The sequence below is a fragment of the Saccharothrix sp. DSM 118769 genome, from assembly GCF_052936295.1.
Window position 1 is genome coordinate 4,059,091 of record NZ_CP193627.1, and the last position, 14,546, is coordinate 4,073,636.

Consider the following 14,546-nt stretch of genomic DNA (forward strand, 5'->3'; position numbering starts at 1 on the left):
GTGCGCGCCGGCCCGCCCCCTCGGCGGACCGGCGCGCCCCCGGTCTCTCAGGCGTACTCGTGCAGCGTGCGGGCCACGTCCTCCGGCGACGGCATGGCGGCCACCTCGGCGGCGATCGCGCGCACGGCGTCGCGCACGACCCCGTCCGCCAGCAGCCGCCGCGCCGTCGCGGTGACCGCCTCGGCGGTGACGTCCGCGCCCAGCAACCGCTCGCCCAGCCCGTGCCGGGCCACGACCTCGGCGTTGGCGAACTGGTCGGCGCCCTGCGGCAGGACCAGCTGCGGCACGCCCGCGCCGAACGAGCCCATCGTCGTGCCGCTGCCCCCGTGGTGCACGACGAGGTCGACGTGCGCCAGCAGGTCCGCCTGGGGGACCCACGGCAGCAGCGTGGTGTTGGCCGGCACGTCGCCCAGCGCGGACACCTCGACCGTCGGGCCGGTGGCGACGAGCACGCGCGCGTCGAGCGCGCCCAGGCCCTCGACGGCGGTGCGCAGCACGCCGACGTCGCCGAACGCCGTGCCCAGCGTCAGGTAGACCAGCGGTTCGCGGTGCTCGACGACCCACGCGGGCAGGTCACCGGGGGTGGCGAACGGCACCGGTCGCAGCGCGATCCGGTTCGTCGTGGCCAGGAACGCCGGCTCCTGGAGCGACGGCGGGCAGATGTCGATGTAGGGGTTGCCGAGGGTCATGGCGTGCTCGGCGGTCAGTTCGACACCCAGTTCCGCGGCGAACCCGACCAGGCCGTCCTCCACGCCCCGCACGTCCTGCGGGAGTTCGTCCCACATCCGGCCGAAGCCGTGGCACAGGGCGGGCACGCCCGCGACCCGCGCGGCCAGCCCCGCGCCGGGGTTGCCCAGTTCGTGCACGACCAGGTCCGGGCGCGACCGGTCGACGGCCGCCGCGACGTCGGCGGCGAAGCGGCGCGGCATCACCTGGCCGAACGCCTCGGCGATCAGCTCGGGCTCGATCTCGGTGGCCTTCCCGGGGTCGCGCCCGCCCATCACGCTCGCGAACGCCTCGCCGATCTCCAGGCCGCCGCTGACGTGCCGGAGGCCGCGGGCCTTGAACGTGGTGGCGAACGCGTCGGCGGTGAGGAACGAGACGTCGTGCCCCGCGTCGCGCGCGGCGAGCGCCAGCGGGATCAGGGGGTAGGTGTGGCCGTGGGCGCCGAGGCTGGAGAAGAGGATCTTCATTGCCCCGAGCGTAACCGGATTTTTTCTACGGGGGATGAATTTTGTTCGGTCCTACCCCTTCGGGCACGTGGCGGCGGTCACGTGCCGAGGCCGCCGCGCACGGCCGCGGTCGCCTCGATGCTCGCCGTCAGGAACCGCGCCACGACCTCCTTCTCCCGGTCGTCGAACCCGGCCCACGCGGCGGTGAACGCCTCGTCCAGCGGCACGAAGAACGCGCGCCCCAGCTCCAGCGCCTTGGGGTTCACCCGCAGCTCCACCTTGCGCCGGTCGTGCGGGCTGCGGGTGCGCTCGACGTGCCCCGACGCCTCCAGCCGGTCCAGGACCGACGTGGTCGCCGAGGCGCTCAGGTGCATCGCCTCGGCCAGCTTCCCGGGTGACATCGGCTCGCCGCCCCACCGCGCGTCCATGATCAGCGCGAGCGCGTTGAGGTCCGTGCGGTGCATCTTCTGCCGGTCGCCGAAGAGCTCCGCGAACCGGTCGGTCTCGACCGTGAGCTGCCGGAGCAGCCTGACCAGCGTCGAGTTGTCGACCATCCACCCTCCCCTTAGTATTTCGACGATCGAACTATGCGATCGTCGAACTACATCGTCCCGGAGGTCATTCTGCCGTGAACGCCACCCCGTCACGCGCCCGCTGGTTGCTCCCGGCGCTCGTCGCCGTCGCCTGGCTCGCGCTGGGCGGCGTGTCCGGTCCGTTCGCGGGCAAGCTCAGCGAGGTCGCGACCAACGACAGCACGGCGTTCCTGCCCGCGTCCGCCGAGGCGACCGAGGTGTCCGAACGCGTGAAGGCGTTCGGCGACGCCCGCGGCCTGCCCGCCGTCGTGGTAGCCGAGCGCGCCTCCGGCCTCACCCAGGCCGACCGCGACTACCTCGGCTCGCGGGACTTCCCCGGCGAGGCGTCCCCAGTCATCCCCTCCGAGCGGGACGACCAGGCCGCCCAGGTCGTGGTCGCGGTCGACCCGGAGGACCCGGCCGGGGCGGTCGAGGAGATCCGGGCGCGGCTCACCTCGCCGCCCGACGGGCTGACCGTGCTGGTCGCCGGGCCCGCTGCCCAGGTCGCGGACCTGAAGGAGGCGTTCGGCGGCATCGACGGCCTGCTGCTGCTCGTCGCGGGCGCGGTCGTCGCGGTCATCCTGGTGCTGGTCTACCGGAGCCCGCTGCTGCCGTTCGTCGTGCTGCTGTCCGGGGTGTTCGCGCTGGGCGTCGCGAGCCTCGCGGTGTACCTGCTGGCCGACGGCGGCGTGCTCGACCTCAACGGCCAGAGCCAGGGCATCCTGTTCATCCTCGTGTTCGGCGCGGCCACCGACTACGCGCTGCTGCTCGTGTCCAGGTTCCGCGAGGAGCTGCGCGACACCGAGGACCGCTTCGCCGCCATGCGCGCCGCGTGGCGCGCCACGATCGAGCCCATCGCCGCCTCCGCGGGCACGGTCGTGCTCGGCGTGCTGTGCCTGCTGTTCAGCGACCTCAACTCGAACAAGGGCCTCGGCCCGGTCGCCGCCATCGGCATCGGCGCGGCGTTCCTCGCCTCGGTGACGTTCCTGCCCGCCGCGCTCGTGCTGCTCGGCCGGTCCGCGTTCTGGCCCCTGCGCCCGAAGCTCGGCTCGCCGCACCCCGAGGCGAGCGGGCCGTGGGCGCGGGTGGCCCGGCTGATCTCCGCCCGGCCGCGCGCCACGTGGGTGGTCACCGCGCTGGTGCTGCTGGTCGGCGTCGCGTTCGTGCCGCAGCTCAAGGCGTCCGGCACGGCCCAGTCCGACGTGTTCCTCACCGAGGTGGACTCGGTGGCGGGCCAGGAGGTGCTGTCGCGGCACTTCCCCGGCGGCAGCGGCTCGCCGACCGTCGTGCTCGCCCGCGCCTCGGCCGCCCAGCAGGTCACCGGCGCCGCCTCCGACGTGGACGGCGTGTCCTCGGTGCGGCCCGGCGGCGAGGCCGACGGCCTGGTGCGGCTCGACGTCGTGCTCGACGACGCGGCCGACTCCGAGGCCGCGCTGGCCACCGTGCAGCGGCTGCGGGACGCCGTCCGGGCGGTGCCGGACGCCGACGCGAAGGTCGGCGGCCCGACCGCGACCCAGCTGGACACGCAGCAGACCTCCGAGCGCGACCGGCTGGTCATCATCCCGATCGTGCTCCTGGTGATCTTCCTGGTGCTGGCGCTGCTGCTGCGGTCGCTGCTCGCGCCGCTGCTGCTGATCGCCACCGTCGTGCTGTCGTTCGGCGCGACGATGGGCGTCTCGGCGCTCGTGTTCAACGGGATCTTCGACTTCCCCGGCGCGGACCCCGTGGTGCCGCTGTTCGGGTTCGTGTTCCTGGTGGCGCTGGGGATCGACTACAACATCTTCCTGATGACGCGGGTGCGCGAGGAGGCGGCCTCGATCGGCACGCGGGAGGGCGTGCTGCGCGGCCTCACCATCACCGGCGGCGTGATCACCTCGGCCGGCGTGGTGCTGGCGGCCACGTTCTCCGCGCTGGCCGTGCTGCCCATCCTGTTCCTCGCGCAGATCGCGTTCATCGTGGCGTTCGGCGTGCTGCTGGACACGTTCGTGGTGCGGTCGCTGCTCGTGCCCGCCCTGGGCGTGGACGTCGGCCGCCGCGTCTGGTGGCCGTCGGAGCTGGCGCGCGGGCGGGACTGAGCACCGACCCGGGACCGGGTCTCAGGTCTGGGGCCATATCGAGTAGACGGTGTCGTCCGCGTCCGCGCACACGACCTGCGGCAGCTGCCCCTCGGGGACCTGGTTGCAGGTCAGGCCGGCGACGACGAGCGGGGGCAGGCCGGTCCTCGGTTCGCGGCGCTCGGCGTAGTAGTCGGCCAGGACCGCGCTCGCCTCGTCGCAGCCCAGCCGGCCGGACGGGGTCTCGACCACGACGGCGAGCATGTCCTTGCCCAGCGCCCCGGTGAACCGCTGCTCGCAGTACTGCGCCGGGGCGCCCTCGTCGATCGTCGGGACCGGTCCGGGCGTCGGCTCGGTCGTGGTCCCGGCGGTCTCGGTGGTCCTGGTGGCCCTGGTGGTCGCGGTGACCTCGGTGCCGGTTGTGGTGGTGGTCACGGTCGTGCCACCCGTGCCGGAGCCGCTGACGGTGGTGGAACAGCCCGTGACCAGGGCGAGGAGGACGACGAGCGCGATCTTCACGACCGGGTGGTCGCCGGTGCGGCGTGCGCCGTTACACCGCATGTCACAGTTCGCGAGGGCCGATCGTCCTGCTGTCGGCAAGGTTCCCATGACGCTAGGACGGGCAGATGAGGATCGCGGTTGCGGGCGGCACCGGTGTGGTCGGGCGGAAGGTCGTCGAGGAGGTGGGGCGGGCCGGGCACGAGGCCGTGGTGCTCACCCGTTCCACCGGGGTGGACCTGGCCACCGGCGCGGGCCTGGACGAGGCGCTGGCCGGCTGCGCCGCGGTGATCGACGTGTCCGGCACGGCGGTGTGGACCCGCGAGGAGTCGGAGCGCTTCTTCGGCGACGTGACGACGCACCTGCTCGGCGCGTCGGCCCGCGCCGGGGTCCGGCACCTGGTGGCGCTGTCGATCGTCGGCGCGGACGTCGTCGACGAGGGCTACTACTTCGGCAAGCGGCGCCAGGAGGAGCTGATCGCGGCCGGCCCGGTGCCGTGGACGGTGCTGCGGGCGACCCAGTTCTTCGAGTTCGCCGGGCAGGTGCTGGAGGGCGCGGCCGGGCCCGTGGCGCGGGTGCCGGCGATGCTGTCGCAGCCGGTGTCCACCGCCGAGGTCGCCGCCCGGCTCGTCGAGCTGGCCGAGGGTGCCCCGCAGGGGCTCACCACCCCGATCGCGGGCCCCGAGCGGATCACGGTCGCCGACATGGCGCGCCGGCTGATCGCCGTGCGGGGCGACGACCTGCGCGTCGAGGAGGCCGAGAGCACCACCGGCGCCGCCACCGGCGGTCTCGTGCCGCAGGGCGGGTACCTGAGGGGCGAGCGGACGTTCGGCCAGTACCTGGACTCGGTGCGGTCGTGACGGAGCCCGTCGCGGACCGTGCCGCCGATCGTGTCGCGGACCGTGCCGCGGGTCGGCAGGACGAGCTGGCCGCCGAGTACACCCGCGTGCGGCAGCGGCTCGTCGGCGTCGCGTACTCCCTCGTCGGCACGGTCGCCGAGGCGCAGGACGTGGTGTCGGACTGCTGGTCGCGCCTGGTCGAGGCGGACGCCCGCGAGCCGGTCCGCGACGTGGAGGCGTGGGCGGTGGTGGCCGTGGCGCGGCGCGCGGTGGACGTGCTGCGCTCCGCCCGCGTGCGGCGGGAGGAGTACGTCGGGCCGTGGCTGCCCGAGCCGGTCGTGGACGCCGACCCGGCCGACCGGGTCACGCTCGACGAGAGCGTCAGCTTCGCGCTCATGGTGGTGCTGGAGACCCTCACCCCCGCCGAGCGCACGACGTGGGTGCTGCACGAGGTGTTCGGCCTGCCGTTCCCGGAGGTCGCCGCGGTCGTCGGCCGCACCCCGGCGGCCGTGCGGCAGCTCGCCGTCCGGGCCCGCGCCCACGTGTCCGCCGGCGCGCCGCGCGTCGACGTGGCCACCGCCGAGCACCGCCGGACCACCACGACGTTCCTGCGCGCCGTGGCCGACGGCGACCTGTCCGCGCTGCTGACCGTCCTGGACCCGGACGTGGTGCTGACCAGCGACGGCGGCGGCATCCTCGGCGTGGCCCGCCGGCCGGTCCTCGGCCCGGACCGCGTGGGCCGGTTCCTGCTGGGCGTCCGCCGCAAGATGGTGCCGGGGGAGCGGCTGGTCCCGCTGGTCGTCAACGGCGGTCCGGGGTTCGCGGTGGTGACCGGCGCGGCGGCCCGCTTCGTCTGCGCGGTGACCCTGTCCGGGGGACGCGTGCGGCGGGTGGACATCGTGGTGGCGCCGGACAAGCTGCCGCCGGCGCTGGAGGTCTGAGGCCCGCCGCGCCCGACCGTCCCGCTCAGGCCCTCCACAGCCGGTAGCTGATGACGACCTCGCCGCCGTCGCCCACCGAGTCGACGCGCACGGCGGCGAGGTTGTCCTTGTCCGTCGACACGCACAGCTCGGTGCCCGCGCGGAGGTCCGACAGCCGGACGGTGCCCACCCCGTCGGTCCGCCCGCGGCACACCGGGTAGGAGGCGCCGCCGTCCACGACCGAGAGCCGCGGCGCGTCCTCCGGCGCGTGCACGCCGTAGGTCTCGACGATGAGGTCCGCGACGTCGCCGCACCGGCTCCGGCCCGCCCGGAGGCCCGTCGGCCCCCACCCGGGGCACCCCGTGTCGAGGTCGATCTTGTCCGCGTGGTTGGTCAGCGGGCTCGACGACGGGGTCAGCCGGTAGCCGTCCTTCGTCAGGACCGGGTCGGGCGGGGTCGCGCCGGAAGGGGTCGCGCCGGGTGCCACCGCCGGCGTGGGCCAGAGCCAGGGGGCCGCGACGACCGCGCCGACGCACGCCAGGGCGACGGCCGCGGCGGTGATCGCGCGCCCCGTGCGGCGGAACTTCTCGCGCCACAGCACCCAACCGGCCGCGAAGAGGACCAGGTAGCACGAGACGCGGATGACCGGCGCGCCACCGGTGGAGATCCAGCTGTCCAGCTGCGCGAGGTCGGAGACGAGCGCCACGAGGGAGGTCAGGCCGACGGCGCACACCGCGACGACCGCCGCCCACCCGCGCTTCAGGGCTCCGGGTAAGCCTTCTCGCTCGCCCACCCGCTCACCGCTCCTTGCGCAGGCCGGTCACCAGGAGCGCCCCGCCGCCCACCACGCACAGCAGGCCGATGGCGGTCCACAGCTCCTGGCCCGTCATGAAGCTGCCCTCCAGGTAACCCAACCCCTGTGCGGTCCACACCGCGCCGAGCAGCACCAGCAGGACACCCGCGCCGATCGACAGCTTCTTCATGGCGCGAGGGTAGTCGGGTCCGCGCCGGGGTGGTCGAACACCGGCGTCTCGGCAGGTCACGGACCGGACACCAGATTAAATCAGTTGCTTGACTGATGTCGTTCGTCCGGTTTGACTGGTGCGCCCACGGGGGGTGACGCGGAGGAGGCGCACGTGAGGCGGACCGAGGAGGGCCGGTGGTGACGGACGTCGGCAGGACCCCGCGCGCCGACCAGGTCGGCGCCACCCGGCTCCGGATCCTGACCACGGCGGAGCGGTTGTTCGCAGAGCGCGGGCTGTACGCGGTGTCCAACCGGCAGATCAGCGCCGCGGCGGGGCAGGGCAACAACGCGGCCGTCGGCTACCACTTCGGCACCAAGGCCGACCTCGTGCGGGCCATCGTGCGGCGGCACTCGGCGCGGGTCGACGCGCTGCGCGCCGAGGCGGTGGCGGCCGTCGCCGGGTCGCGCGAGGTGCGCGACTGGGTCGCCTGCCTGGTCCGGCCGCTCGCGGCGCACCTGGCCTCGCTCGGCGGCCCCACCTGGTTCGCGCGGTTCAGCGCGCAGGTCATGACCGACCCCGCGTTCCGGGGGGTGGTGGCGGAGGAGACGATGGCCGAGCCGTCGCTGCTCCAGGTCCTCGACAACCTGCACGCGTGCCTGCCCGACCTGCCCGCCGACGTGCGCGCCGACCGCGCCCACATGGTGCGCCACCTCCTGGTGCACGTCTTCGCCGAGCGGGAGCGCGCCCTCGCCGAGGGCGTCGACACGCCGCGGTCCACGTGGGACGAGGCGGCGACCGGGCTGGTCGACGCCGTCACCGGTCTGTGGACGGCTCCGGCAGGTGGGCGAACTTAAAGCAACTGCTTGACTTAGATTTGGCCTGCCGATTGACTGCCCACCAGATCCCGACTCGACGCCGAGGAGGTCCACGGTGGGCCACGACACCGACGAACAAGCGCTGCGCTACCCCTTCACGGTCCCGGCGGCGCTCGAACCGCCCGCCGAGTGGGCGAGGCTGCGCCGCGAGTGCCCGGTCGCGCGGGTGACCCTGCCGAGCGGCGACGAGGCGACGCTCGTCACCCGCTACGACGACGTCAAGCGGGTGCTGGCCGACTCGCGCTTCACCCGGCCGATGCCCACCAACGAGGGGGCCCGCGTCTCCGAGGACGAGTCCGGCGGCGTGTTCAACAGCGAGATGGCCATCACCATCCCGCAGAGCGGCGAGGCGCACCTGCGCTGGCGGCGCCTGGTCAACCGGTGGTTCACGGTCAAGCGCATGACCGCCCTGCGGCCGGCGATCGAGGCGATGGCGGACCGGCTGGTCGACGAGCTGGTCGAGCAGGGGCGGCCCGCCGACCTCAAGGCGGGGTTCGCCTTCCCGCTGCCGGTGTGGGTCATCTGCACGATGCTCGGCGTCCCCGACTCGGACCGGCGGAAGTTCGCGTACTGGTCGGACACCCTCCTCAGCACGACCCGCTACACGCACGAGGAGATCGGCGCGGCGCAGGCGGAGTTCGTGGCGTACATGGCGGGCCACGTGGCGGCCAAGCGCGCGGAACCGGGCGACGACCTGATCGGCGAGCTGATCACCGGCACCGACGCCGAGGGCGGGACCATGCCCGACGGCGTGCTGATCGCCACCGGCATGGCCCTGCTCGTCGCCGGGCACGAGACCACCGCGAACATGATCGCGAAGATGGTGGCGGTGCTGCTGGCCGACCGGTCGCGCTGGGAGTCGCTGCTGGCCGACCCGTCCCTGGTGCGCCCGGCGGTGGAGGAGGCGCTGCGCACCGACGTCAACGCCGGGTTCGGCATGCTGCGCTACCTCCACGAGGACTTCGAGGTGGCGGACACCGTGCTGCCGGCCGGCACGACCGTGGTGTGCAGCATGGCCGCCGCGAACCGCGACGGCGCCGCGTTCGAGCGGGCCGAGGAGGTCGACCTGACCCGCAGCCCCAACCCGCACCTGTCCTTCGGCGCCGGGCCGCACTCCTGCCTGGGGCAGGCGCTGGCCCGCACCGAGCTCCAGGTCGCGCTCGACGTGCTGCTGCGCCGGCTGCCCACCCTGCGGCTGGCCGGGCCGGCGGACGAGCTGCGGCCCGTGGAAGGGCTGCTCGTCGGCGGCGTCCGGGAGCTGCCCGTCGCCTGGTGAGGGCGGTCCGGGGTGCGGGGTGCCGTGCCCCCGCACCCGAACACCCCGGGGTCAGGGTCGCCGGGGGGTCAGGGTCGCCGGGGGATCAGGGCCGCCACCGCCGCCGCGGTCAGCGCCGCGCCCGCGCCGATCGCCACGACCACCCGGAACCCGGTCGGGGACGGCACCTCGGCCGGTCCGAACGGGACGGTCAGCTCGGACAGCACCACGCCCGCGACGGCGCTGCACACCGACGTGCCGATGGACCGCATGAGCGTGTTGAGGCTGTTGGCGGCGGCGGTCTCGGACACCGGCACGGCGGACATGATCAGCGCGGGCATCGCGCCGTAGGCCAGGCCCACCCCGGCCCCGATCACGCTGGACACGGCCACGAGCTGCCACAGTTCGCTCATCAGCACCAGGTTGGCGGCGTAGCCGAAGGCGACCACCAGGGTGCCCGTGATCAGGGTGGTGCGCGGCCCCTTCGAGCGGGTGATGCGGGCGGAGACCGGCGCCATCGCCATCATCACCAGCCCGGACGGCGCCATGACCAGGCCGACGACGGACAGCGACTGCCCCAGGCCGTGACCGGTGGTGGCCGGGAGCTGGAGCAGCGTGGGCAGCACGAGCGACATGGCGAACATCGAGAAACCGAACACGGCGGAGGCGAGGTTGGTCAGCGCGACCGGCCGGCGCCCGGTGGTGCGCAGGTCCACCAGCGGGTCGCGGGTGCGCAGCTCCCACCGGCCCCACGCGAGCAGCACGACCACCGCCGTCACGACCAGGCCGATGGTCAGGCCGCTGGTCCAGCCCCACACCGAGCCCTTGGACACGGCCAGCAGCAGGCACAGCAGGACGATCGACAGGCCGATCGCGCCGACCACGTCGAAGCGACCGCCGGAGCGGACCGAGGACTCCGGCACCAGCGCCACCACCAGCGTCGCGGCGACCACGCCCAGCCCGGCGGCGACCCAGAACAGCACGTGCCAGTCGGCGTTCTCGGCGAGCAGGGTGGCCAGCGGCAGCCCCAGCGCGCCGCCCACGCCCAGCGACGCGCTCATCAGGGCCGTCGCCGAACCGAGCCGTTCGGCGGGCAGCTCGTCCCGCATGATGCTGATGCCCAGCGGGATCACGCCGGAGGACAGGCCCTGGAGCACCCGGGCCACCACGAGCGGGGCCAGGCTCGTGCTCAGCGCGGCCAGCACCGAGCCCGCCACCAGCAGCCCCAGGCAGACGAGCAGCATCCGGCGCTTGCCGTGCATGTCGCCGAGCCGGCCGGTCGTGGGGGTGGCGACGGCGGCGGCCAGCAGCGTGGCGGTGATCGCCCACGCGGTGTCGGCGGGGGTGGAGCCCAGGTAGTCCGGCAGCCGGGGGACCAGCGGGATGATGACCGTCTGCATCAGCGCCACGGTCACGCCCGAGAAGGCGAGCACGGCGACGACGGTGTTCGGCCTCCGGGTCACGACCGGTGGCGCGCCGGGCGGGTCGACGTCGGCGGTGGGTGGCGTGGACGGCACGGCGGCCTCCGGTCTGTGAGCGGGCTCGGTCCGAACAGGATTAAAGCAGGCGCTTGACTTAGAACGCTCATCGTCAGGTCACGAAGCGGGATCGCCCGATCACGCGCAGGAGCGCCACATCTTTAAGTCAGTCATTTGACTCAAACAGGCCGGCTCCGGTTAGGTGGCCACGAACCGCGACCGAGCGGTCACGCAGGACGCGCAGCAGAGAGGTGCCCATGCCCACGCCACCAACGCCGCCCGCCCGGCCCGACGACCCGCTCCCCGCCGACGCGGGGTTCGCGGCGGACCCCGGGTTCGACATCGAGGCGCTCCGCGCCAAGTACCGGGCCGAGCGCGACCGCCGCGTCCGACCCGACGGCAACGCCCAGTACCGGCGCGTCGAGGGCGAGTTCGGCTACTACGCCGACGACCCGCACGCGGACCCCGACCTCACCCGGGAACCGCTGCACGACCGGGTCGAGGTGCTGCTGGTCGGCGCCGGCTTCGGCGGCCTGCTGACCGGTGCGCGGCTGCGCCAGGCCGGCGTGCGGGACATCCGGGTGATCGACGAGGCCGGCGACTTCGGCGGCACCTGGTACTGGAACCGCTACCCCGGCATCCACTGCGACATCGAGTCGTACGTCTACCTGCCGCTGCTCGAAGAGGTCGGCTACGTCCCGAAGTGGAAGTACGCGCCGGGGGAGGAGATCCGGCGGCACGCCCAGGCCATCGCGCGGCACTTCGACCTCTACCGCGACACCTGCTTCCAGACCAGGGTGACCGACCTGCGCTGGGACGACGACGAGTCCGAGTGGGTCGTGGCCACGGACCGCGGCGACCGGATCAGGGCGCGCTACGTCGTCGTGTCCAGCGGCACGCTCAGCAAGCCCAAGCTCCCCGGCATCCCCGGCGTCGGGACGTTCGCGGGCCACACGTTCCACACCAGCCGCTGGGACTACGACTACACCGGCGGCGACGCCGGCGGCGGGCTGCACAAGCTCGCGGACAAGCGCGTCGCCCTCATCGGCACCGGCGCGACCGCCGTCCAGGTCGTGCCGCACCTGGGCCGCGACGCCGAGCACCTGTACGTCTTCCAGCGCACGCCGTCGTCGGTGGACGTCCGCGGCAACCGCCCCACCGACCCCGAGTGGGCGCGGTCGCTCACGCCCGGCTGGCAGCGCCGCCGCAGGGACAACTTCCTCCACGTCGTCTCGGGGCACCCGGTCGAGGAGGACCTGGTCTCCGACGGCTGGACCGGCAGCGCGCGCCTGCTCCAGAACCTGATCCCGAGCGACGCCTACGCCGACCTCTCGCCCGAGCAGCGCGAGCGCGTCAACGAGATCGTCGACTTCCAGAAGATGAACGAGCTGCGCGCCAGGGTGGACGCGGTCGTCGGGGACCCGGCCGTGGCCGAGCTGCTCAAGCCCTGGTACCGCTACATGTGCAAGCGGCCCACGTTCAGCGACGACTACCTGCAGACGTTCAACCGGCCGAACGTCACGCTGGTCGACACCGCCGACCACGGCGGCGTCGAGCGCGTCACCGAGAAGGCGGTGGTGGTCGGCGGCACCGAGTACGAGGTCGACTGCATCGTCTTCGCCACCGGGTTCGAGGTGGGTGTGTCCGGCGTGCTCTCCGGCCTGCTGCCGGTGCACGGCCGCGGCGGCGTGCCGCTGTTCGGGCACTGGGCGGCGGGCCCGAGGACCCTGCACGGGTTCTACAGCCACAACTTCCCCAACCTCTTCCACCTGGGGCCGCTCCAGAACGCCAGCTCGGTGAACTTCGTGCACGTCCTCGACGAGCAGGCCACGCACGTCGCCGCCGTCGTCGCCGAGGCGCGCGAGCGCGGCGCCCGGTACGTCGAGCCGAGCGCGGAGGCCGAGGACGCCTGGGTGGCGACCATCCGGGAGAAGGCCGCGGACCTGCACAGGTTCCAGGCGGAGTGCACGCCGGGCTACTACAACAACGAGGGGCAGCCGCGGCAGCGCAGCGAGTCCTTCGGCGACGGTCCCGTCGCGTTCCACGAGACGATCCGGCGCTGGCGCGCCGAGGGCGGCATGGACGACGTGCTGGTGGGTGCGGAGTGAGCAGCCGGTTCGGCGACAGCTCCCCGTCGGGCGCGCGCTGGGACGTGCGGCGGCTCACCCGGACCAACCCGCTGTGGGGCTCCAACGGGGTCGCGTTCGGGCCGGACGGGCGGCTGCACGTGGCGCAGTTCCTCGCCGGGCAGATCAGCGCCGTGGACCTCGCCTCGGGCGACGTCGAGGTGGTCGTGCCGGTGGACGGCCCGGTGCAGGCGCCGGACGACCTCGCGTTCGGCGCGGACGGCTCGGTGTACGTCACCGACCTGGTGCCCGGCCGGGTGTGGCGCCGCACGCCCGACGGGGAGTTCGACCTGGTGTCCGACCAGGTCGCCGTGCCCAACGGCATCGCCTGCGTGGGCGACCGGCTGTTCGTCAACGAGATGAAGCCGGGCGGTCGCCTGCTGGAGCTGTTCCCCGGCGGCGGCGACCCGCGCGTGCTCGCGGACGACCTGGCCATGGGCAACGCGATGCAGCTCGGCCCGGACGGCTGCCTCTACTACCCGCACATGCTGACCGGCCGGGTCTACCGGGTGCCGCTGGACGGGGGCGTGCCCGAGCTGGTCGCGGAGGACGTGCACGAGCCGGTCGCGGTGCGCTTCGACCGGGGCGGCGCGCTCGTCGTGCTGTCCCGGGGCGTGGCCGGGTTCGTGACCCGCGTCGACCTGTTCGGCAGCGGCGGGCGGTCGGTCGTGGCCACCGGCGTGGTCGGGCTGGACAACGCCGCGTTCGACGACGAGAACCGCATGTTCGTCTCCAGCTTCGCCAGCGGCGGCATCGCGGAGGTGCACCCCGACGGGCGGACCCGCGAGGTCGTGCCGCAGGGCTTCGACGGGCCGTTCGGCGTGGCCGTCGACCTCGGCGGCACGGTGTACGCGGCCGACCACTACCGGCTGGCCGGCCCGACCGGCGACGGGGGCGTGACCACGCACGAGGTGGTGATCTTCGCCCACGGCGTCGCCGCGCACGCCGGGCTGGTGCACGTCACCTCGCAGTACGGCGACGTGCGCACGCACGACCCGGTCGCGCGGACCACGCGGGTGCGGGCGACCGGGCTGGACCGCCCCACCGGCGTCGCGGTGCGCGCGGACGGCGCGCTCGTCGTCGCCGAGACGGGTGCGGGTCGGGTCGTGGTGGTCGACGGGGACGACGCGGTCACCGTCCTCGCGGACGGGCTCGACCACCCGGTGGGCGTCGCGCTCGACGACGACGGCCGCTGCTACGTCAGCGACGACCGGCTCGGGGCCGTGCTCCGGCTCGACGGCGGGGCGGCGGTGCCGGTCGCGGACGGGCTCGGCGCGCCGCAGGGCCTGGCGGTGCGCGGCGACGAGCTGCTCACCGTGGACACCGCCGGCCGCAGGCTGCTGGCGGTGGGCCTGGGGGGCGGCGACGTGCGGGTCGAGGTGGAGGACCTGGCGGTCGGCCTGCCGCCGGGCGCGACCCGCGTCGACCGCGCGCTGTTCAGCCACGGGATGCCCGGCGTGCCGGACATGTTCGCGGGCGTCGCGGTCGGGCCGGACGGCGCGGTGTACGTCGCGGCGGACGGCGAGGGCAGCGTGCTGCGCCTGTCGCCGAAGGGGTAGGGACCCGGGGGAGCCGTTCGGCCGGGCGGCTCCCCACCGTGCCCGCGGGGCGGCCGTCGTCCTGCCCCGCCGGCCCGGACGAGGTCGGTCGGAGCGCGGCAGGTGGGGTATCGTCGGGTGGCGGGGAACACCTGATGTCGGCACTCGGCCGACGCGGTCCCCGCCGAGTTCCGGCCCCGGTGATCCACCACCGACCGGAGACGGGAGCACCGGCTTGTCGCCGGATCAACCGC

13 protein-coding genes are annotated in these 14,546 nt (G+C 74.2%); 7 read left to right on the forward strand and 6 right to left on the reverse strand.

Going from position 1 to position 14,546, the window contains the following annotated elements:
• Window positions 1-47: 47 nt before the first annotated feature.
• Window positions 48-1,193, reverse strand: coding sequence for a nucleotide disphospho-sugar-binding domain-containing protein (locus tag ACRAKJ_RS17685; protein WP_438924352.1), 1,146 nt, complete (start codon window positions 1,191-1,193; stop codon window positions 48-50).
• Between the two features lie 77 nt (window positions 1,194-1,270).
• Window positions 1,271-1,726 carry a MarR family transcriptional regulator gene (locus ACRAKJ_RS17690; protein ID WP_438924351.1) on the reverse strand — a complete coding sequence of 152 codons (456 nt, stop codon included), beginning with the start codon at window positions 1,724-1,726 and terminating at the stop codon, window positions 1,271-1,273.
• Between the two features lie 74 nt (window positions 1,727-1,800).
• On the opposite strand from ACRAKJ_RS17690, the gene ACRAKJ_RS17695 reads away from it, so the two are divergent.
• On the forward strand, window positions 1,801-3,819 hold the full coding sequence (locus tag ACRAKJ_RS17695) for an efflux RND transporter permease subunit (RefSeq protein WP_438924350.1): 2,019 nt from the start codon (window positions 1,801-1,803) through the stop codon (window positions 3,817-3,819).
• Window positions 3,820-3,840: 21 nt separating this feature from the next.
• Here ACRAKJ_RS17695 and ACRAKJ_RS17700 read toward each other — a convergent pair whose 3' ends face one another.
• Window positions 3,841-4,317 carry a hypothetical protein gene (locus ACRAKJ_RS17700; RefSeq protein ID WP_438924349.1) on the reverse strand — a complete coding sequence of 159 codons (477 nt, stop codon included), beginning with the start codon at window positions 4,315-4,317 and terminating at the stop codon, window positions 3,841-3,843.
• 107 nt (window positions 4,318-4,424) lie between these two features.
• On the opposite strand from ACRAKJ_RS17700, the gene ACRAKJ_RS17705 reads away from it, so the two are divergent.
• Window positions 4,425-5,156 (forward strand): NAD(P)H-binding protein, encoded by a 732-nt coding sequence (locus ACRAKJ_RS17705; protein WP_438924348.1) that lies wholly within the window; start codon window positions 4,425-4,427, stop codon window positions 5,154-5,156.
• Window positions 5,153-6,076 carry an RNA polymerase sigma factor SigJ gene (gene sigJ, locus ACRAKJ_RS17710; protein ID WP_438924347.1) on the forward strand — a complete coding sequence of 308 codons (924 nt, stop codon included), beginning with the start codon at window positions 5,153-5,155 and terminating at the stop codon, window positions 6,074-6,076. The genes ACRAKJ_RS17705 and sigJ overlap by 4 nt, the downstream gene beginning before the upstream one ends.
• A 25-nt stretch (window positions 6,077-6,101) precedes the next feature.
• Here the strand turns inward: sigJ and ACRAKJ_RS17715 are convergent, their stop codons facing one another.
• Together ACRAKJ_RS17715 and ACRAKJ_RS17720 are read right to left on the reverse strand one after the other, a co-directional pair.
• Window positions 6,102-6,848, reverse strand: a complete 747-nt coding sequence (locus tag ACRAKJ_RS17715) for a hypothetical protein (RefSeq protein ID WP_438924346.1) — start codon at window positions 6,846-6,848, stop codon at window positions 6,102-6,104.
• Between the two features lie 4 nt (window positions 6,849-6,852).
• A complete protein-coding gene (locus ACRAKJ_RS17720) occupies window positions 6,853-7,038 on the reverse strand; it encodes a hypothetical protein (protein ID WP_438924345.1) in 186 nt (61 codons plus the stop codon).
• Between the two features lie 176 nt (window positions 7,039-7,214).
• Here ACRAKJ_RS17720 and ACRAKJ_RS17725 point away from each other — a divergent pair, with 176 nt between their 5' ends.
• Both ACRAKJ_RS17725 and ACRAKJ_RS17730 read left to right on the forward strand, forming a co-directional pair.
• A complete protein-coding gene (locus ACRAKJ_RS17725; RefSeq protein WP_438924344.1) occupies window positions 7,215-7,874 on the forward strand; it encodes a TetR family transcriptional regulator in 660 nt (219 codons plus the stop codon).
• Between the two features lie 76 nt (window positions 7,875-7,950).
• Entirely contained in the window at window positions 7,951-9,171 is a 1,221-nt protein-coding gene (locus ACRAKJ_RS17730) for a cytochrome P450 (protein ID WP_438924343.1), read from the forward strand.
• A 68-nt stretch (window positions 9,172-9,239) separates the two neighbouring features.
• Here the strand turns inward: ACRAKJ_RS17730 and ACRAKJ_RS17735 are convergent, their stop codons facing one another.
• Window positions 9,240-10,550 (reverse strand): MFS transporter, encoded by a 1,311-nt coding sequence (locus ACRAKJ_RS17735; RefSeq protein ID WP_438924356.1) that lies wholly within the window; start codon window positions 10,548-10,550, stop codon window positions 9,240-9,242.
• A gap of 335 nt (window positions 10,551-10,885) precedes the next feature.
• Between ACRAKJ_RS17735 and ACRAKJ_RS17740 the strand changes: the two genes are divergently transcribed.
• Together ACRAKJ_RS17740 and ACRAKJ_RS17745 are read left to right on the forward strand one after the other, a co-directional pair.
• Entirely contained in the window at window positions 10,886-12,736 is a 1,851-nt protein-coding gene (locus ACRAKJ_RS17740; RefSeq protein WP_438924342.1) for an FAD-dependent oxidoreductase, read from the forward strand.
• Entirely contained in the window at window positions 12,733-14,313 is a 1,581-nt protein-coding gene (locus ACRAKJ_RS17745; protein ID WP_438924341.1) for a hypothetical protein, read from the forward strand. The genes ACRAKJ_RS17740 and ACRAKJ_RS17745 overlap by 4 nt, the downstream gene beginning before the upstream one ends.
• The last annotated feature ends 233 nt before the right edge of the window (window positions 14,314-14,546 follow it).